The following is a 19,659-nucleotide window of genomic DNA, read 5'->3' on the forward strand; positions in this document are numbered from 1 at the left end:
CGCCGAACAAGTGAGGCGGCGCGTCGAGAGAGGCGGGGGGCTCCTCCGACGTGGCCTCCGACACGGGGACGTGGCGGCGGGCGATCGCCGCGCGCTCGAGCGCGCGGCCGAGGAAAACCTCCCCAGGAGGCGGGCGAAACTGGGTAGGCTTACGGGGGCGCGGTCGCGTACGGCGCGATCTGTCTGGAGGAGCCGCGATGACTTTCCCCGCCTTGCCCTGGATGCCCCGCCACCTCGCGCACGCCGGCGCTGCGCGACGCGGGCTCTTGCCGCTGCTCGCGGGCCTGCTCGCGCTCGTGGCGCTCGCGCCGCGGCCGGCGAGCGCGGCGCCGTGGGACACGGACAACGACGAGGTCGCGAACGGCGTCGACAACTGCCCTGGGGTCAGCAACCCGAGCCAGTACAACGGCGATGGCGACGCTCAGGGCGACGCGTGCGACAACGACGATGACAACGACGGCACCCCGGATGACGCCGATCTCGACGACGACGGCGATGGGATAGCGGACACTGCCGACAAGTGTCCGACGATTCCCACACCCATGGCAGCGGATCCAGACTTCGACGACGACGACGATGGCGTCCCGGATGTCTGCGACAACTGCGACACCTCCAGCAACGAGGATCAGCTCGACAGCGATAGCGACGGGCGGGGGAACATCTGCGAGACCGACAACGACGCGGATGGCGACAGCGACTTCAACGACAACTGTCTCAACATCTCGAACGCCAGCCAGGCCAACGCCGATAGCGACAACTACGGCGACGCCTGCGACAACTGCCCCACTGCGTTCAACAACGATCAGCGGGACAGGGACAACGACGGCATCGGAGACGACTGCGATAACTGCGCAAATGCCCCGAACACCGATCAGCGCAACCCCGACGGCGACCTCTTCGGCGACGTCTGCGACAACTGTCCTGACACGGCCAACACCAACCAGGCGGACAGCGACGGCGATACGATCGGCACCGCCTGCGACAACTGCCCGAGCCGCGCGAACGAGAACCAGGCGGACGGCGATGACGACGGGGTCGGCGACACGTGCGACAACTGCCCCGGCACGCCCAACAGCCTCCAGGAAGACGCGGATGGCGATGGGGTCGGGGACGCATGCGACAACTGCGTGAGCCGCGCGAACGCGGACCAGGCGAACGGGGACAGCGACGCGTTCGGCAACGTCTGCGACAACTGCCCTGCCACGTCGAACCCCAGCCAGTCGGACAGCGACCTCGATGGGACCGGCGACGCGTGCGACAACTGCGTTGACCGCGCGAACGATCAGCAGAACGAGGACGGCGATCCCTTCGGCAACGCGTGCGACCTCTGCCCGTACGTCGCGACCCTCACCCAGGTCGACACGGACGGCGATGGCTTCGGCGACGATTGCGACAACTGCCCCCGCCTCATCACCGCGAACCAGGCCGATGGCGACGGAGACCGCGTCGGCAATGCTTGCGACAACTGCCCCGAGGTCGCCAACACGGACCAGGTCGACAGCGACGGCGACGGCCTCGGCAACGCCTGCGACAACTGCGCCAGCATCGCCAACGCCGGCCAGATCGACGAGGATCACGATGGGGTTGGCAACGTCTGCGACACTTGCCCCTCGACGCCGAACGGGCCGAACGACACGAACAACCAGGGCGACAGCGACGGGGACCTGAGAGGCGACTCCTGCGACAACTGCCCGGACGTGCCGAACGCGAACCAGACGAACACCGACGCCGCCACCGGCGACACGCAGGGCGACGCGTGCGACGACGACGACGACGCCGACGGCGTGCCCGACGTCACCGACAACTGCCCGACCGAGCCGAATACGAGCCAGCGCAACACGGACCGGAACCTGCCCGGCGGTGACACGCAGGGCGACGCGTGCGACAACGACGACGACGCCGACGGTGTGTCCGACGCCACCGACAACTGTCCGCTCCAGCGCAACCTGGATCAGACGAACACGGACGAGGACCTGACCGACGGCGACGGGTTCGGCGACGCCTGCGATGACGACGACGACGCCGACGGCGTGCCCGACGTGAACGACAACTGCATCACGACGCCGAACAGCGCCCAGGCCAACACGGATCTGAACCTTGCAAGCGGCGATGCGCTGGGCGACGCGTGCGACAACGACGACGACGCCGACGGCGTGCTCGACGCCGCCGACAACTGCCAGTTCGCGCCGAACAGCACGCAGATCAACACCGACCAGAGCCTCGCGGGCGGCGACGCGCAGGGCGACGCGTGCGACAACGACGACGACGCGGACGGGGTGCCGGACGGCGGCGACAACTGCCGCACCACGCCGAACCCGGGGCAGGAGAACAACCCGAAGACCGGGCCGGAAGACGCGCTCGGGGACGCGTGCGACGACGACGACGACAACGACCGCGTCCTCGACGCAGAGGACAACTGCGGATACGACATCAACACCAACCAGCTCGATACCGACGGCGATGGCGACGGGGACGTCTGCGACGACGACGACGACAACGACCTCCTCACGGATGCGGAGGAGGCGGCGCTCCGGACCGACCCGACCAGCGTCGACTCCGACGGCGACACGATCGGCGACTTCGAGGAGGTGTTGAACCGCGACAATCCCGCCGATCCGGCCAACAACACCGACGGTGACGCGTTCATCGACGCCGTGGACCGCTACAGCGACGGCGACGGGGTGCTCGACTCCGAAGAGGCCGGGGATGCTCTGCTGAATACGCCGGCGATCGACACAGACGGCGATGGGACCCCGGACTACCGGGACACCGACTCGGACGACGATGGCGTGCTCGACGGCGACGACAACTGCCGCCTCATGGCGAACCCGCCGCCCGCGCCGGGCGAGCCGCAGGTCGACACCGATGGCGACGGCAAGGGCGACGTGTGCGACGGCGACTCGGACAACGACGGCACGCTCGACGTCGACGACAACTGCCCGAGCCTGGCGAACGCCGGGCAGCAAGACGCCGACGGCGACGGCACCGGCGACGCGTGCGATCCAGACGGCGATCCGGACGCCGACGGGGTGATCAACGAGGACGACAACTGCGATTTCGCCGCGAACCCGCCGCCTGCGCCGGGCGAGCCGCAGGCCGACATCGACGGCGACGGCCTCGGCGATCCCTGCGATGATGACGCCGACGGCGACTCGATACCTGACGCGGACGACAATTGCCCGCAGATCGTGAATGCCGATCAGGCGGACGCCGACGGCGACCGCCACGGCGACATCTGCGACAACTGCCCGAGCCTGGCGAACGCCGGGCAGGAAGACGCGAACGGCGATGATCTCGGCGATGCCTGCGATCCCGACGGCGACGGGGTGGTGACCGACACCGACAACTGCCCGAGCGTGGCGAACCCCGAACAGACCGACACCGACGAGGACGGCCAGGGTGACGCCTGCGAGCCGCCGGATCCGACCGGCAGCGGCGGCGGCGGAGGGGCCGGCGGGGCGGGCGGCGCTGGCGGCATGGGCGGCGCCGGCGGTGAGGCCGCGACGACGACCGCGACCAGCGGCGGCGCGACATCGCCAGATTTCCAAGGCGGCTGCGACTGCCGCATGGGACGCGCGCCGATGCCCCGGGATGCGTGGTGGATGCTGCTGATCCTCGCCGCCGTGCTCCGGCGGCGAGGCCGGCTGCAACCGCGACGGGCAGCATGAGTCCACGCCGCGGAGACTGGGCTCTGACGATCACCTGAGAGCGACACCCGGCGAGCGCGGCGGCTCCTCGTCGGCGCAGCCGTCCGATACCGTCAATCTTGGATAGCGAGGTGCAGATTCGTGTGATACGGGCTCAGCCGCCAGGCAGGCGAGCGAGGCGCACGAAAGTACGCCGCAGCGAGCCGAACGGCGCGGATGAGCCCGCGGCGCACGGAGATGCGCCCCGCCATAACGGAGCTTCAAGGAGGACCCTCATGCAGGCATCTCGGTGGATCGCGGTGTGGATGGCGATGGGCGCGCTCGTCATCGCCGGTACGGGCGCGGGATGCGGAGCGGACGACGCCACGGGGGAGGCGACGACCTCGAGCTCGACGACCACCACCACGGGTGAGGGCAGCACGAGCAACACAGGAACGGGCGGCGCTGGCGGCGAAGGAGCGGGCGGCGCTGGTGGCGCGGGAACGGGCGGCTCAGGCGGCGCGGGAACAGGCGGCTCCGGCGGTGCGGGAACGGGCGGCGCCGGCGGGACGGGAACGGGCGGCGAGGGCGCGGGCGGCTCCGGCGGCGCGGGAACAGGCGGCTCCGGCGGCACGTCGGGCGAGAGCTTCAATTTCACCCTCCGCGGCACCGGTTACGTTCCCGCCTACACCGCTGGTGACATGGTCTACGTGGCCGTCGTCGCTGCCGGCGATGCCGCGCCGGCCCTGAGCGCGTCGGACGCGATCGAGGCCGACGGCACGTTCAGCGTGACGGGGCAGATACCCGGCGACAAAGCGTACAAGATGCACTGGTACGTGGACCTTTCACAGAATGGGACTTGCGACGCGGCTCCCACGGATCACGTCTGGACACAGGACATCCCCACCGTCACGGCGGATATCACGCGCAGCGTCGTTCCCAACAGCGCCTTCGGCGACTGTCCGTGACGCGCCGCGCTCGGCCATTCCATAGCCGTTGATCGTCCCTGGCGCGGCGCGCCCTCCGCGCACCGTCGTCCTGTGGCCAGAATCGTGGCCACGTCGAACGCGGCGCGAGCGGGTCGCAGGCCGCCTCCTGGACCTCGCCCAGGATCGCCGCGGCCAGGGAAGAAATGCGGATGTTGCCCCCCGCCACGCGCCCCCGCTATCGTGCCCGGCCGATGAGGCATTCCTCCGTCGCAGCGGTCGCGTCCACGGCCGTCCTCATGACGCTCGCCGGCGCCTCGCGCGGTCAATCCACCGGCGGGTTCTCCCTCGACCGGTTCGAGCCGGCGCCCGCTGGAGACGCCTTCTTCGGCGTGCCTTCTCCGGCCGCTCCCGGCCACCTCGCGCCGCGCGCCTACGTGATGCTCGATTACGCCCACCGCCCCATCCACACCAGCGGTGAGACCCCCGTCGACCTCGTCTCTTCGCAGACGTTCCTCCGCCTCGACGCCTCGCTCGCGCTCTGGGATCGCCTCCTGCTCTCGATCGACGCGCCCCTCGCCGTCGCGCAAAAGGGCGACGACCCGGGCATCCCCGGCGTCGAGTTCACCGAGCTGACGGCGCCCGAGCTCGGCGACCTGCGCTTCGGCGCGCGCGTCCGCCTGCTCGGGGAAGACGCAGGCCCGTTCCAGCTCGGGATCGGCGGATACCTGTTCGCGCCCACCGGCGCGCCGGCGCAGTACACCGGCGACGCGGAGGCCCGCGGCGCCGTCCACGCGAGCGTCGGCGGGCGCGTCGGCTCGGCGAGCTCGTCGCTCGGGTTCCTGTGGAGCGCGAGCGGCGGCGTCGAGCTCGGAGGCGGCCCCAACCGGCCGCAGCTGTTCACGTTCGGCGGCGCCGCCGGGCTCCTGATCGCCGACGATCTCCTCCAGCTCGGCGCCGAGGCGTACGGCGGCGCGCCGCTCGGCGACGAGCTCCTGCTCTCCAGCACGCCGGTGCAGCGCGACGAGGCGGGCGTCAACGCCGAGCTGCTCTTCGGCGCCAAGCTGCGCGTCCTCGACGGCCTCACGTTCGGCGCCGCGGTCGGCCCGGGCCTGACGAACGCCATCGGCACACCGCCGGTCCGCGCCGTCGGCATGGTCGGCTGGACGCCGCTCCCGAAGCCGGCCCCGGATCGCGCCCAGGCCGCCGCCGTCGCGGGCGACAAGGACGACGACGGCATCAACGACGAGATCGACGCGTGCCCCGACGTGAAGGGCGATCCTTCGCCCGATCGCGCGAAGGACGGATGTCCTCCGGCCGATCGCGACGGGGACACGGTGCTCGACATCGACGACGCGTGCCCGAGCACCCCGGGCGCCCGCAGCGCCGACGCCACGGAGAACGGCTGCCCCGAGGACTCGGACGACGACGGCTTCCACGACGGCATCGACGCCTGCCCCAGCGTGCGCGGCGGGGCGAGCGACGACCCGAAGAAGGTCGGCTGCCCTGGCGACGCGGACGGCGACGGCATCGCCGACGCCTCGGACGCCTGCCCCAAGGCCAAGGGGCCGGCGAACCGGGACCCGAAGCAGAACGGCTGCCCGGACGATCCGGATGGCGACGGCGTGCGCGGCGCCGCGGACGCCTGCCCGAACGAGCGGGGGCCCTCCGACCCCGATCCACGACAGAACGGCTGCCCCAGGTTCGTTCGCGTCAACGCCGACGAGATCAAGACGTCCAAGCCGGTGCAGTTCGTCGTCTACGGCAAGTCGCGCGCCGAGACGGTCGATCCCATCTCCGACGAGGTCCTGTACGAGGTGCGCGACGCCATCCAGCAGAACCCGGACATCGAGCTCGTCGAGGTGCAAGGCCACACCGACGACAACGGGACCGAGGAGTACAACCTCCGCCTGTCGCAGCAGCGCGCGGACGCGGTCCTCTCGTGGCTCGTGGCCGCCGGGGTTCCGAGGGAGAAGCTCGTCGCCAAGGGCTACGGCTTCGAGCAGCCGGTCGGGGACAACCGCGTCAAGACAGGGCGCCAGAAGAACCGCCGCGTGCAGTTCGTGATCGTCAAGCGCAAGGGAAAGCCCTAGCGAGCAAGCGTCGACGTCGCGGCGCAACACGCTCGACCACGAACGACACAACGCCCAAGACACCACAAATCCCGACAGACGCCCAGACGCGCAGACGCCGATACCTCGCAGTCCAGGGCGATCGCGGCGCCGCGGCACGTCATGCTGCGCCGCGCCCGCATGCGCCTCCGCCGCCGCCCGACCCCTGGCCGTGACCGTTCCCTGACGGCCGTGGACAGGCGAGTGTGTCACCTTATCGAATGCTCCATACGGTGGCGATCTCAGATATCCATCTTTGCGAGCTCGAGCCGGGTGACGGCCTGTGGATGCGCTACCGTCAGGCTCCTTACTCCCCCGACAGCGAGGTCGCGGCGATGCTGGACGCGCTCCGGGACGAGATGAGGCAGGGCGCGGCGCGCGGCGCGGGGCGCGATGAGCTCACGCTCGTGCTCAACGGCGATGTGTTCGACTTCGATGCGCCGCGCGTGATCGACCAGCAGAGCGTCTTTCACGATCTCCCCCGCAGCGCGGAGCACGCGGTCCCGGCGATGGCGGCGATCCTCGCGGATCACCCGGTGTTCATCGAGGCGCTCGGTCGCGTCGTCGCGGACGGGCACACCGTCGTGTTCATCTCCGGCAACCACGACGTCCAGCTCACGTTGCCCGAGGTGCGCGACCTGGTCCGGGCCCGCGTCGTCGATGCGGCGCTCGCCGCGCTGGGCGACGCGCCGCTCTCCAGCGCCCCGCACGCGCGCGCGGCGCTGGGCGCGCGCGTCGTGTTTCGCGCGTGGTTCCACAAGACGCCCGACGGCATCATCGTGGAGCACGGCAACCAGTACGACGCGTATTGCAGCTACCGCTACCCGATGGTCCCGTTCGGGCGTAAACCGGGCGAGATCCAGCCCACCATGGGCTCGCTCGTGTGCCGGCTGCTCGTGTCGCGCATGGGCTACTTCAACCCGCACGTGGACGCCTCGTTCATGCTGTCCGCGTTCGGGTACCTCGCGCACTGGGCGCGTTACTACATGTTCTCCAGCCGCTCGCTCGCGGGGGCGTGGGCGCTCGGCGCGCTCCGCACGCTCGTCGAGCTCGTGCGTCGGCGCGAGCCGGAGCGGCGCGCTCGCCTGCGCGAGAGCCTCGCCGCCGCGGCGCAGGAGACGGGCGCCCCGCTCCGCGCCGTGGCCCGTCACGCCCGCCTGTTCGCGCCCCCGGCGGAGGATCGGCTGGGGCTCGTCGCGCGCGAGCTGTGGCTCGACCGGGCCGCGCTGGCGCTGCTCGCGGTCGCGGTGGCGCTCGTGTGGCTGCTGCTCGCTCCGCTCTGGCTCGCGCCGGGGGCGCTCGTCGCGCCGGCGGCGCTCATCGTCTACGAGCGCGTCGTGCCGAAGCTCCCGCTCGACGCGACGTGGCAGCGCGTCAGTCGCGCCGCGCGCCACGTCGCCCGCGCCCATCGCGCCAGAGCGGTCGTCTTCGGCCACACGCACACGCCCGAGGGCACCTGGGAGGGCGGGCTGTTCTTCGGCAACACCGGCTCATGGTCCGCCGCCTTCGAGGACGTGGCCTGCACCAAGCCGGTCTTCGCCGCGCGCCCCCTGGTCTGGCTGAGGTCCGACCCGGGGGCGGGCAGCGCCGCGCGCCTCTCGGGAGGCCTCGTGACCTGGAAGAACGGCCGCTTCGAGGCGCTCACGGCCAGCGTCCCGCCCCCTGCCGGGCAGCGCAGCGAGCTGCACGGCGCCCATCCGCCTCTCCAGTCGCCAGCGACCGCGGCGCTGCGCACGTGACGCGCGTCACGCGCGTCACGTACGTACCCGAGCAGGCCGGCGCTCTTCACTCGAATTGGGCTCCTTCCTGACTTGCGCGAGGCGCCCCGCCGCTGGATGCTCCCGGCACGACACGCGTCCCGCTGACGAGGAAGCTCTGTGAACCCCCCGCTCCACATCGAAGCCGCCGGTGACAGCCACGTCGGCCACCAGCGCGAGCACAACGAGGACAGCTTCGCGGTCGATCTGGATCTCGGCCTCTTCGTCGTCGCGGACGGCATCGGCGGCGCCGCCGGTGGGGAGGTCGCGTCGCGGATGGCGGTCGACATCGTGCGGTCGTTCTGCAAGGACGGCGAGGGCGAGATCACCCAGCCGACGGGGTACGACGAGGTGACGCCCCTCGAGCTGCGCCTGGTCTCGTCCATCTGGCGCGCCAACGAGCGCATCTTCGAGGTCGGGCAGCGCGACCCGCTCTGCTACGGCATGGGGACGACGTTCGCGGGCGTCTACGTCGACGGGAGCTCGGCGTGCATCGCGCACGTCGGCGACAGCCGGGTCTACCGTTACCGAAGGCGCCGGCTCGAGCGGCTCACCGAGGATCACTCGCTCTGGAACGAGCACCTGAACACCGGCGAGCAGCTGCCTGACGATGTGGATCCGCTGCTCGCCCGCAACGTCGTGACGCGCGCGCTCGGGATGGGCAAGACGGTCGACGTGGCCACGCGCGTCGAGCGGCCCGAGGCCGGAGATCTCCTGCTGATCTGCTCGGACGGGCTCTCGGGCCCGGTCCCCGAGCTGGAGATCGCCGAGCTGCTCGCGCAGGAGAGCGACCTCGCCGCGACGGCGCGGTCCCTCATCGACCGCGCCAACGAGCACGGCGGCCCCGACAACGTCACGTGCGTGCTCGTGCGGTGGAACGCCGGCGGCTGACGCGGCCGAGCGCGCCGCGCCTCGGCGCACGAAGACGCGCCCCGCTCTACGGGAGCGTCTTGATCCGGAGCAGATCGGCGGACCTCGTCATGTCGCTGGCGAGCGTGCCCGGGGTCGCGTCGTCGCTCTCGTGCTCCACGAGCGAGAACAGCTTCCCGAACGGCGTCGCGAGCTGCTCGTCGGTCGGCTCCGCCTCGCTCCACCCCTCCGGAAGCGGCGGCAGCGCGTCGCCTTCGATGGCGTCGTACGCGTTCGACAGCCGCTCGAAGCCGTCGCGCACCGCCTCGTCGACCTCCGCGCCTTCGGCGCCCTTGGTCAGGATCCACGGCTGGAAGGCCTCGTAGGTGGCCACGCCGGCCGCGACGTTCGCGCGCATGTCGGCGAGCGTGTACTGGGCGTAGCGGGACTCCTCCTCTCCGGTCGCCGCCTTGCTGGTCTTCTCCACCTGCTCGGCGATGGAGGCGATGACCCCGCGGTAGGCGGACGGCGCGTCGAGCGCGAGCGAGCCGAAATCCGATTGCATCTTCGCCGCGTCGGCCGCGAGGCGCGCGCACAGCTCGTCCTTGAACGACGCGGCCTCGGCCTCGGTGGCAGGGAAGGCCGCCTCGCTGTAGTTATCGAGCTCAGACTCGAAGGCGAGGACGGGCTCCGGGATCGCGTCGGCCCAGAGGATGCGCTCGACGGCGTGTACGCCGGTCACGCCCTCTCCATCAAAGAGGTTGTCGTCGGCCTGCTCCTCGATGAACGCGTCGTAGCGGGCATCCGTCGAGTAGTCGAGATCCGGAAAGACGACCGCGATGGCTCCTTCGACGCTCTCGTAGGCTTGCCGTGCCTTCTTCCACTCGGCCTTCATGGCATCGACGGCCTCCTTGTCGCTCGTCGCGCTCCACCCGTCGGCGTCCGGCGCGGGCGCGGCCGCCTGGAGCGCGGCCGTGGCGGCGGCGAACTCGTCGATGTTGTCCTGGATGAAGGCCTTCACGTCGAGCACTGCCTGCTGCTCGTACTCCGCATCGGTGAGCAGCGTCTCGTTGTCGCTTCCGCACGCAGGAAGCGAGAGGGCGGCGGCGGCGATGGCCAGACCGGACCGCAGGCGGGCGGGGATGTGCATGATGTTCGAGCTCCTTGTCACCGCTCGCGTGGGGCGAGCGCGCGATGTGGACGGGTGCGTGTGCGTCTCGGTGGACGTCGATCAGAGCGAGCGCACGAAGTCGATGAGCGCCCCGCGATCCTCGTAGGAGAGCGCGCGGAACGCGGCGACCGAAGCGGCGGCCTCCGAGCCGGGGCCGTCGTGGAGCAAGATGGCCTGCTCGATGGTCCTGGCGCGGCCGTCGTGGAGATACGAGGTGCTGTGGCGCACGCCGATGAGCGGCGCCGTCCGCCAGGCGACGGAGCTGGCCGACTCGTCGGCGAGCCCGTCGGCGAGATCAGGGCCGAGGTCGTGCAGGAGGAAATCCGTGTAGACCGGAGCGTCGATGTCCGCGAGCTGCGCGATCGGGTAGTCGGCGCGCGTCCTCAGCGAGGGGACATGGCAGGCGGCGCAGTCGGCCTCGGCGAAGAGCTCCTGGCCGCGCGCGTCGGCGGGCGCGCGCCTCGGGATCTCGAGCAAGCGCATGTAGTCGGCGACGGCGTTCACCGTGTCGAGCACCACGTCCTCGCCCGGCTTGGCGTCGTCCGTGAGCCCGTCGGGGTTCGGCAGCTCGTCCGGCCGGAGCGGCGAGGTGATGCCCATGTCGCCCTGGTAGGCGTCGGCCGTGAAGTCGTCGAGCGTGGCGACCCGCGCCTTGAACCCGAAGCGGCCGATGAGGTTCTCGTCGCCCTCGACGAAGGCGTAGAACGACTCGTCCCCGCTCTTCTTCGAGTGGAACACCACGCGGTTGATGCGCCCGCGGATGGCGTCGCCGCGCGCGGCCTGCTCGGCGGCGACCCGCTCGATCTCGGCGTCGTCGACCGCCTCCATGTAGCCGCGCCCGAACACCGGCGGGCCGAGGCGCTTCGAGACCTTGATCGTCGCCTCGGCCTCGGGCTGCGAGAGCGTCGTCGCCCCCCCGACGGCGTAGGGCCGCAACGTGTGTCCGTAGGGGAGCCCCCCCTGATCCGCCACCGGCGTCACGCCGTCGTCCTCGACGAGCGCCATCTTCTGGACCGCGCCCGGGCCGCGCGCGGCGCCGTCGTGACAGCCGGCGCACGCCGCCCGGATGTAGAGCGGCCCGAGGCCATCGCGCTCGCGAAAGACGAAATCGAAGAGCGCGTCGCCGTCCTTGAACCGAGCTACCTGCTCGGCAGAAGCGTCGTGCAGCGGGATGTCGGTGAGGTCATCACCGATCAGCGTGATGCCAGCCAGAGGATCGTCGGGAGCGGACTCCGAGCCGCAACCCACATTGAAGACCAGCGGGAGCGCAAGAAACAGGGCAAATCGTGACATGTCGTCGACCGGAACCGTAGCCGTAAATGAAAGTCAGCGTCAATAACCCACGGCGGCGCGCTCGCCGGGCTGGTGTGCCGGATCGCGCGCGGGCGGATCCCACCTCCTTGCGAAGCGTGGCGGAGGCTCGGGCGTTACACTGCGCGAGCCGGCGCGGACGGGCTCACGCTGGAGGACAGCGGATGAAGCAGCGAGATGACGAGCGGCGCGCGGCCTCGAAGGCCCTCCGGGACGGACTGCGGGAGATCGAGCGGAACGAGGAGCGCCGCGCGGCTCACGAGGAGCTCAGCGCCGGCTGGCTCCGGTACATGGGCCCCGGCTACGGCAACGACATCTGCTCGATGTGCGGCGCGCTCCTCGACAGGGGAACGGCCTACATGCACTGCGCGCCCTGCCTGGCGACGCGCGGCATCGACGAGCAGGCGCTGCGCGGCGTGTGCGCGCAGGCGATGGCGGAGGACTGGCCGTTCCAGGATCGCCGGCTCGACGGCGGGCGCTGGGCGCGCGCGCTGATCGCGTTCTGGCGGAATCACGTCGATCCGATCGAGTCGAAGGCGATCCCGTACCGGAACAACACGCTCGAGTCTTCCTTCTACTACATGAAGCGACGCCTCACCGAGGCGGGGGTCGCGGACATCTGGACGGTGCCTGACGAGAGCCAGCGTGGGCTCGATCCTGCGATGGTCGTACGGGCCCGGGGCGGCGCGCTGGCGATCGGCGTCACCACCCAGCGGCGCATCGCGACGGCCGACGAGGGCACGCGCAGCGCGCACATCGCGCTGTTCGACGAGTTCCTCCGCCTCGCGGGCGCGCAGGAGGGCTTCCTGGTGGTCGAGAAGCTGAGTCGACGTGCGCGGCGCGACACGCCCGTTCGGGAGATCGTGGTGACCACCGCCGAGGGACGGCGCGTGACGCAGCTCCGCTGCATGCAGGAGGATCGGAGTTGGCCCGCGCCCGCGGCGCCGGCTTAGAGCGGGGCGCTGTCGCGGCGCGGACCTCACGCCGCGCTACTGCCGGAACCGCTGCTCGATATCGTAGATCTCCGCCGCCACGCCGTCGGCTCCGTCATGGGTTCGGCTGGCCCCGCGCCCTCCGATCCCGGCCTCACCCAGCTCGATGGTCGTGTTCGTGAGCGAGGGCTCGATGCCCGCGTACGCGATGGCGATCGAGTGGCCGCCGAGCCCGCCGCCGCCCCGGCCGCCGTGACCGCCCCGGCCACCGCGACCGCCAGGGCAGGCGGCGTTCAGCCCCGTGGCCTCGCCTCGGGTCCCGGCTGCCCCGTGGTCGCCGCCCTCGCCGCCCGGCTGGCCCTCGCCCCCGGCGCCGCCATTGCCGCCGCGGCCGGTCTTCAGGACCACGTCGTTCAAGTCGATGGACGCGCTCCCCACGAAGAGGGCGATGCTCACCCCGCCGGCGCCTCCGCCGCGGCCGCCGAGCCCCCCGCACCCGCCCGCGCCCCCGGCGCCTCCGCCGGCGCCGGCCGCAGAGGCCTCGAAAGGACACATCTGCGCGCCGGTGCCGCCCTTCGCACCGCCGCCTCCTCCGCCGCCCTGGCCCCGCGTGCCCGGCGTCCCGTCGCCAGCGAGCGGGCCAGTGTACCCATTCAGGAACAGATCGCCGAAGCCCGTCGCACCGGCGCCCGGACTCCCGTCCACCCCGTCCGCGCCTTCCTGCCCCGCGGTGCAGCGCTGGGTGCTGGTCTCACCCTTGCCGCCGTTCATCCCATCGCTCGGAAACCCGCTGCTTCCATCCCCCCCGGACTCCAGGCCACCCGTCCCTCCCGTGCCGCCGCGCGAGTCGTCCGACCGATCGTCGGGGGTACCGCAGGTGTTGTTCACGGGGAGCCCGCCGGTGACCGTCGTGGCCGAGCACGCGGCGTTGCCGAAGTTGCCGGTCATCCCTTTCTCGGCAGCGCCGTCCACGAACGCCCCGCCGCTCGCCCCCGGCGCCCCGTCGCCCGCCTCGAGGATGCACCGCGTGAAATGGACAGGGACCCCGGAGCTGTTCGCGGCGATCGCCGATCGGCCTGCCAGCTCGGTGTGGGTCACCGGGATCGAGCGCGCGATCACGTGGAGATCCTCGATCACCGCCGCGCCTTCGCCGTTGTCGAACGAGAGCGGCGTCTCGCCTTCGGGAGCGGTGAGCGTGGTCTTCTTCTTGTCGCCTATCCAGCGCCAGCGGTCGTCGCAATCGAGCCCGCCGAAGAGCTTGTGTCCCCCGGGCACGATCACCGCTTCATCGAACGTCTGGGCGCAGAGATAGATGCGCCTTCCCTTGTCCGGGGAGAGCTGCAACGCCTCCGAGATCGTCCTCACGGGCGCCCTCTGGATCCCCGCGTTGCCATCGTTCCCCAGGGTGCTCGAGACCCACACCCCGCACGTCGGGGGGACCGGATCGTGCTTGCTCGGAGTGCAGTCCTCGTCGGACAGCTCGTCTCCGATGATCCCGACGACGTTTGACTCGTGAAAGCAGCCGCTCAACGCCATCGCGACCGGAATGAACCCCACTACCCGTGCATCAACCTTGAATCGAATCCTCATACTATTCCTATTCCGGTCAGCCCTGCGCGTTTTCCAAGCAAAGCGACCTGCGCGTGCCGACCGGCGCGAGCGCCGCGCCTGCCCCGTTACGCGCGCGCCCGTTGGCGAGCGCGCGCGGGTGGGGGGAGGGGTCACCCGGGCGGGGAGGAGACGAGGGCCACGGCGTGCGCGAGCGCGCGGCCGCCCCGCGCCTGCCGGCGCTGGCGTGCCGGCCCAGTTGCCCATCGCCGGGTGTTCCGTGCGAACATCGGCCCATGAGCGCGAACCTGAGGGATCTCGTGCGCGAGCTGATCGAGGCCGGCGGCGGCGAGCCGATCGAAGGCGGCCGCTTCCTGCCGCTCGTCACGCTGGAGTCCGGCGCCCGGGTGGGGCTGGACGGCTCGGGCGCCTGGGTCTTCGCGCCCGAAGGCGGCGGGGCGCCTCAGGCCATCGCGCCGGAGCGCGGGCGGGCCTTCTTCGAGGTGCTGGAGACGAAGCGGGACGACTTCGACGCGAGCATCGAGGCGGCGGCGAAGGCCGCGGGCCTGCCCCCCGAGGAGGTGGCCTTCTCGTTCCCCGCGGCCGACGTCGTCCGCGCGGTGCTCGCGAGAGGCTTGCCGAGCATGACGCGGCTCGCGCTCTCGTGGCTCCGGTTGACGGAGGTCCGCGCGCTCCGCGCCGAGATCATGGCCGTCTCGCGCGACCCGACGATGCCCGTGCCCGTCCGGGACCTTGCGGAGCGGCTCACGGTCCCCGCGTGAGCCCGCGCCGCGCCCCCGCCCGGAGGCGGGGCGGCGCGGGGAGGGAGGTCAGACGGTCGCGAACGCGTCGGCCGGGATGTCGAGCGCGGACGAGTCCTCGCGCCCGAGGATCTCGGCGGAGAACTTCGCGTGCGGCAGCACGTTGGCCGCGAAGTAGAGGGCAGCGTGCTTCTTGCCCTCGTAGAAGGCGCGGTCCTTCGCGCCGGCGTCGCCGGCCGGGAGGCCCTCCATCGCCTTGAGCGCGATGACCGCGCCGTCGAGCAGGAGCCAGCCGATCGCGAGCTCGCTCATCATCTCGAGGAAGCGGTTCGCCGCGAGCGGCACCATCGGCATCTTGCCCAGCTGGAACCACGAGAGCAGCCGCATCGCGGTGCCGGCGACGGCCTCGTGCGCCTCGCGGAGCTCCTTGATGCTCGCGGCGAGGACGGGGTGCTTCTCGTTGGCCTTCACGAACTCGGCCACGTCGTTCAGGAAGGCCTGCAGGTTGACCCCGCCGCCCTGGCCGAGCTTGCGCCCGACGAGGTCCATCGCCTGGATGTGGTTCGTGCCCTCGTAGATCGAGAAGACCTTCGCGTCGCGGCAGTACTGCTCGACGGGGTAATCCTTCGTGTACCCGGCGCCGCCGAAGGTCTGGATCGCCGTCTCGCAGACGCGGAACGCCTGGTCGGACGAGTAGGCCTTCACGAGCGGCACGAGCAGGTCGACCTGGCCCTGGTTGTAGGCGGCCGCGCGGTCGTCCTTGCCCTGGTAGACGGCGACCGCGTCCTGGTGGCGCGCGAGCTTGATGATGAGCGCGCGGATGCCCTCCACGCGGCTCTTCATGTCGAGCAGCATCCGCCGCACGTCCGGGTGATCGATGACCGGCACGCGCGGCGCCGTCGCGTCCTTCCACTGGAGGATCGACGAGCCCTGCTTGCGATCCTTCGCGTACTCGAGCGCGTTCAGGTACGCCGAGGACGCGACCGAGACGCCCTGCAGGCCGACGGAGATGCGCGCGCCGTTCATCATCCGGAACATCTGCGGCATGCCCTGGTGCTCGACGGTGCCGACGAGCTCCCCGAGGCAGGCGTCGCTCTCGCCGAAGTTGAGCACGCACGTCGACGACCCGTTGATGCCCATCTTGTGCTCGATGTTGCCGACGACGACGTCGTTCGGCCCGCCGAGCGAGCCGTCGTCGTTCACCCGGAACTTGGGCACGACGAAGAGGCTGAGCCCCTTCGTGCCGGGGGGCGCGCCCTCGACGCGGGCGAGCACGAGGTGCACGACGTTCTCGGTGAGGTCCTGATCGCCGCCGGAGATGAAGATCTTCGTGCCGCGGATGAGGTACTTGCCGTCCTTCTGCTTCACCGCGTTCGTCCGCGACGAGCCGACGTCCGACCCGGCCTGGGGCTCGGTCAGGCACATCGTCCCGCTCCACTGCCCGCCGTACATCCGCTTCAAGAAGAGGTCGCGCTGCCTCGGCGTCCCGAAGTGCTCGATCACCTCGGCCGCGCCGTACGTCAGCCCGGGGTACATGTTGAGCGCCGCGTTCGCGCCGCAGAGGAACTCCTCCACGACCGTGTAGAGCGTGAAGGGACCGCCCTGACCGTCGTAGGTGGGCGAGACCGAGACCGACTTCCACCCGGCCTCATACAGCTTGTCCCACGCGTCCTTGAACCCCGGCGGGGTCTTGACCTGCCCCCCCTCGATGCGACAGCCGACCCGATCGCCGACCGCGTTGAGCGGGCCGAAGACATCGCACGCGAACTTGTACGCCTCGTCGACGACCATCCCGACCTCGTCGCGCCCCCAGGCGTCGTAGGGCGCGCTGCCGAGCAGCTCGTCCAGGCGGAATTGCTCGAAGAGGAGGAAGCGGATCTCCCGGAGGTCGGCCTTGTAGCGGTTCTGGTGGGTTTGAGCGTTCGACATGGGAGACCTCCTCGTTGCCGCGGCAGGGAGGCGCTGGCAGCCGGTTCCCTTCCCGGTCTTCCGCGCAGCTGCGGCACAGTTCTGCATTCGCCTAGCATGTCGCCGCGGCGCGTCAACAACCGTCCGCAACATGCGAAGAATCTCGTGGAGATCCGTGAAGATCGGGGCATCCGAGGCGGGTCCTCGGCGGGGCTCCCGCGCCGGGATCCACGGCGTTGAACTGGCGAGCGGCGCGGCGTAGGCTCGCTCGCGATCGACCATGTCCGACCCGGCTTACATCACGCCCAGCGGGGCCAGGAGGCTGTCCGAAGAGCTCGGGCGGCTCCGCTCCGTGGAGCGGCCCCGCATCGTCCAGGAGGTCGCCGACGCGGCGGCGCAGGGCGACCGCTCCGAGAACGCCGAGTACATCTACGGCAAGAAGAAGCTGCGCGAGATCGACCGGCGGATGCACTACCTGACCAAGCGGCTGGAGAAGGCCGTCGTGGTCGATCCGGCCGAGCAGCGCGGCGACAAGGTCTTCTTCGGCGCGACGGTCGAGATCGAGGACGAGGACGGCGCGCGCCGCACGTACCAGATCGTGGGCGAGGACGAGATCGACAGCGCCGCAGGGCGCATCAGCTGGCGCTCTCCGGTCGGTCGGTCGCTCCTCGGCAAGCGCGCGGGGGACGTGATCACGGTCCGCCGCCCGGCGGGCGAGGCGGAGATGGAGCTCATCTCGGTGCGTTACGGCTGAGCGCCGCGCTGGCGCCAGGGCCGGAGAAGGAGACGGGAATCGGCATGAGGATCTTGCACACGATGCTTCGGGTCGGCGATCTCGAGCGCTCGATCGGCTTCTACAGGGACGTGCTCGGGATGCAGCTCCTGTCGCGGCAGGACTACCCCGAGGGCAAGTTCACGCTCTGCTTCCTCGGCTACGGGAAGAACCCCGAGCACGCCGAGCTCGAGCTCACGCACAACTGGGGCGTGGACAGATACGAGCTCGGCACGGCGTACGGGCACATCGCGCTCGGGGTCGACGACATCCACGGGGCCTGCGACCGCATCCGGGCGGCGGGCGGGAAGATCACGCGCGAGCCGGGCCCGATGAAGCACGGCAAGACCGTGATCGCGTTCGTCGAGGATCCGGACGGCTACAAGGTCGAGCTCATCGAGGAGTCGAGCCGGAGCCGGTAGCCGGAGCCGGGACTCGAGGCCGGCAGATCGAGGTCGGCGAGGCGCCTCGAGGCAGGGGAGGTCGCGGAGCAGCCGGAGGCCCAGAGGCGCCTCCGCGCTGCCCGCCCTTGCCCGGTTGCGCGCTCGCTTCAAGCCCGCGAGGCGCGGGTGCTCAGGCGCCCGCGACCGGCGCTGCGTCGTTCGCCGGCTCGGGGGACGAGAGCTCGCCGCCTTCTGCCGCGGACGCCTCCTCGTCGGGCGCCTTGGCCGGCGCCTCGGACGAGGCGCTGCTCGCGGCCGCGGCGGCCTTCTCGGCGTTCGGGCGCCGGCCGCGCGGCTTCTGCAGCAGCGACGGGGCGAGGTCGCCGTCGCCGCCCTCGTGCCAGCGCAGGTACGCGACGGCGCGGCGGCACTCCTCGTACGCCTTCGCGACCAGCGAGATCGCGCGGGCGCGGCGATCGCCGGCGTCGGTGATCTTCGGCGCCGCGGACGAGCCCTTGCCGGGCTTCGCGGCGAGCGCGGCGAGGAGGCGCACGCCGAGATCCGCGGCGCGCTCGAGCTCCTCGTCCTCGACCGCCGTCTTGGCGCGGACCTTGTCCCAGGAGCCGCGGAAGAGCTCGGCCAGGGCGATGAGATCGCTCGCGAGATCTGCGTGCCCCTTGCCCTTGCGGATGTCGGCGACGCGCTGCTTGTCGAGCAGGTTCCTGTGACCGAGCGCCTCGGCGGCGACGAGGAGCGCCTCGCGCAGCGTGCCGGCGTCTTCGGTGAGCTTCTTCGCGTCGAGCTCGCTCGCGGGCGTGCTGTAGAGGAGATCGGCGTACCAGGCCGCGAGGGCGTAATCCTCGAGCTCGTCCAGCATCGCGATCGGATGGTTCGGGAGATCCCGGACGATCTCGTCGCGGATCTCGCGCAGGTGGGGCAGGGCGGAGAGCACGGAGCTCACGGCCCTGGGGACCTCGACGTAGACGGTCACGAGATCGTCGGGGCCGAGCTCGAGGAGCTTCGGCTCAACGCGGCCGTACGCAGCGAGCGCGGCGGCCGGCGAGGACGGGAGAACGGGAGCAGGTGCTGCTTTCGGGGGTCTCGCCATACAGGTGTCTCCAGCGGAGGGCGCGCACACTGCCAGACAGAAGCGCGAAGGGAAAGGGGGACCGCGCGATTGCCGCCGGAGGCTCGGCCGGAGGGCGCCCTGGCGCGAACAGACTCTCCGGCCGGGCGCGCTGTGCTCTGGTAGATTGCGGCGCGAGGACTCACGACATCATGTACGCGATTGCGATCATTCGTTACAGGCGACCGCTCGACGAGGTGCTCCCGGCCGTCGACGCCCACCGCGCCTATCTGAAGGGGCTCATCGAGCAGGGACTCGTGCTCGTGTCAGGGCCGCTCGATCCCCGCTTCGGCGGCGCGCTCCTGCTCCGGGTGCCCGACGAGGCGGCCGCGGCGACGCTGGATCAAATCCGGGACGGCGATCCCTTCACGGCGAAGGGGCTGGCGCAGTACGAGCTCCTGCCCTGGGCGCCGGTGTTCGGAAAGGAGGAGCTCGACAGGGTGTTCGCCCCGAAGCCCTGACGGGAGCGCCCCGCCGT

The 19,659-nt window shown here is 71.1% G+C and carries 15 protein-coding genes; 10 read left to right on the top strand and 5 right to left on the bottom strand.

Annotated elements, in window-relative coordinates; all coding sequences use genetic code 11:
- Positions 1–197: 197 nt before the first annotated feature.
- The 5 genes from WME97_RS19670 (at position 198) to WME97_RS19690 (ending at position 9,311) form a co-directional block, all read left to right on the top strand.
- Complete coding sequence (locus WME97_RS19670) at positions 198–3,668, top strand: thrombospondin type 3 repeat-containing protein (RefSeq protein WP_437553857.1); 3,471 nt, start codon at positions 198–200, stop codon at positions 3,666–3,668.
- Positions 3,669–3,922: 254 nt separating this feature from the next.
- Positions 3,923–4,594 (top strand): hypothetical protein, encoded by a 672-nt coding sequence (locus tag WME97_RS19675; protein ID WP_437553859.1) that lies wholly within the window; start codon positions 3,923–3,925, stop codon positions 4,592–4,594.
- A gap of 212 nt (positions 4,595–4,806) precedes the next feature.
- A complete protein-coding gene (locus WME97_RS19680; protein WP_437553861.1) occupies positions 4,807–6,645 on the top strand; it encodes an OmpA family protein in 1,839 nt (612 codons plus the stop codon).
- A gap of 251 nt (positions 6,646–6,896) precedes the next feature.
- The gene (locus WME97_RS19685; protein WP_437553863.1) at positions 6,897–8,402 is read left to right on the top strand and encodes a hypothetical protein; all 1,506 of its coding nucleotides are present in this window, start codon (positions 6,897–6,899) and stop codon (positions 8,400–8,402) included.
- 138 nt (positions 8,403–8,540) lie between these two features.
- Entirely contained in the window at positions 8,541–9,311 is a 771-nt protein-coding gene (locus tag WME97_RS19690) for a PP2C family protein-serine/threonine phosphatase (RefSeq protein ID WP_437553864.1), read from the top strand.
- Between the two features lie 46 nt (positions 9,312–9,357).
- Here WME97_RS19690 and WME97_RS19695 read toward each other — a convergent pair whose 3' ends face one another.
- Both WME97_RS19695 and WME97_RS19700 read right to left on the bottom strand, forming a co-directional pair.
- Positions 9,358–10,419: an imelysin family protein gene (locus WME97_RS19695; protein WP_437553866.1), complete on the bottom strand. Its 1,062-nt coding sequence runs from the start codon at positions 10,417–10,419 to the stop codon at positions 9,358–9,360.
- An 81-nt stretch (positions 10,420–10,500) separates the two neighbouring features.
- A complete protein-coding gene (locus WME97_RS19700; protein ID WP_437553868.1) occupies positions 10,501–11,733 on the bottom strand; it encodes a di-heme oxidoredictase family protein in 1,233 nt (410 codons plus the stop codon).
- 182 nt (positions 11,734–11,915) lie between these two features.
- Between WME97_RS19700 and WME97_RS19705 the strand changes: the two genes are divergently transcribed.
- Positions 11,916–12,704: a hypothetical protein gene (locus WME97_RS19705; protein WP_437553870.1), complete on the top strand. Its 789-nt coding sequence runs from the start codon at positions 11,916–11,918 to the stop codon at positions 12,702–12,704.
- Between the two features lie 36 nt (positions 12,705–12,740).
- Here the strand turns inward: WME97_RS19705 and WME97_RS19710 are convergent, their stop codons facing one another.
- A complete protein-coding gene (locus WME97_RS19710; RefSeq protein ID WP_437553871.1) occupies positions 12,741–14,273 on the bottom strand; it encodes a PGRS family protein in 1,533 nt (510 codons plus the stop codon).
- 254 nt (positions 14,274–14,527) lie between these two features.
- Between WME97_RS19710 and WME97_RS19715 the strand changes: the two genes are divergently transcribed.
- Entirely contained in the window at positions 14,528–15,013 is a 486-nt protein-coding gene (locus WME97_RS19715) for a hypothetical protein (protein ID WP_437553873.1), read from the top strand.
- Positions 15,014–15,061: 48 nt separating this feature from the next.
- Here the strand turns inward: WME97_RS19715 and WME97_RS19720 are convergent, their stop codons facing one another.
- Positions 15,062–16,921, bottom strand: coding sequence for an acyl-CoA dehydrogenase (locus WME97_RS19720; protein ID WP_437553875.1), 1,860 nt, complete (start codon positions 16,919–16,921; stop codon positions 15,062–15,064).
- Between the two features lie 259 nt (positions 16,922–17,180).
- Between WME97_RS19720 and greB the strand changes: the two genes are divergently transcribed.
- Together greB and gloA are read left to right on the top strand one after the other, a co-directional pair.
- Positions 17,181–17,654 (top strand): transcription elongation factor GreB, encoded by a 474-nt coding sequence (gene greB, locus WME97_RS19725; RefSeq protein ID WP_437553877.1) that lies wholly within the window; start codon positions 17,181–17,183, stop codon positions 17,652–17,654.
- A gap of 44 nt (positions 17,655–17,698) precedes the next feature.
- The gene (gloA, locus tag WME97_RS19730; protein ID WP_437553879.1) at positions 17,699–18,094 is read left to right on the top strand and encodes a lactoylglutathione lyase; all 396 of its coding nucleotides are present in this window, start codon (positions 17,699–17,701) and stop codon (positions 18,092–18,094) included.
- 151 nt (positions 18,095–18,245) lie between these two features.
- On the opposite strand, the gene WME97_RS19735 is transcribed toward gloA, so the two are convergent.
- Positions 18,246–19,163, bottom strand: a complete 918-nt coding sequence (locus WME97_RS19735) for a hypothetical protein (protein WP_437553881.1) — start codon at positions 19,161–19,163, stop codon at positions 18,246–18,248.
- A gap of 170 nt (positions 19,164–19,333) precedes the next feature.
- Between WME97_RS19735 and WME97_RS19740 the strand changes: the two genes are divergently transcribed.
- Positions 19,334–19,642, top strand: coding sequence for a YciI family protein (locus WME97_RS19740; protein ID WP_437553883.1), 309 nt, complete (start codon positions 19,334–19,336; stop codon positions 19,640–19,642).
- Positions 19,643–19,659: the final 17 nt, after the last annotated feature.

It is taken from the genome of Sorangium sp. So ce367, assembly GCF_051520455.1.
Taxonomy (GTDB): Bacteria; Myxococcota_A; Polyangia; order Polyangiales; family Polyangiaceae; genus Sorangium; species Sorangium cellulosum_B.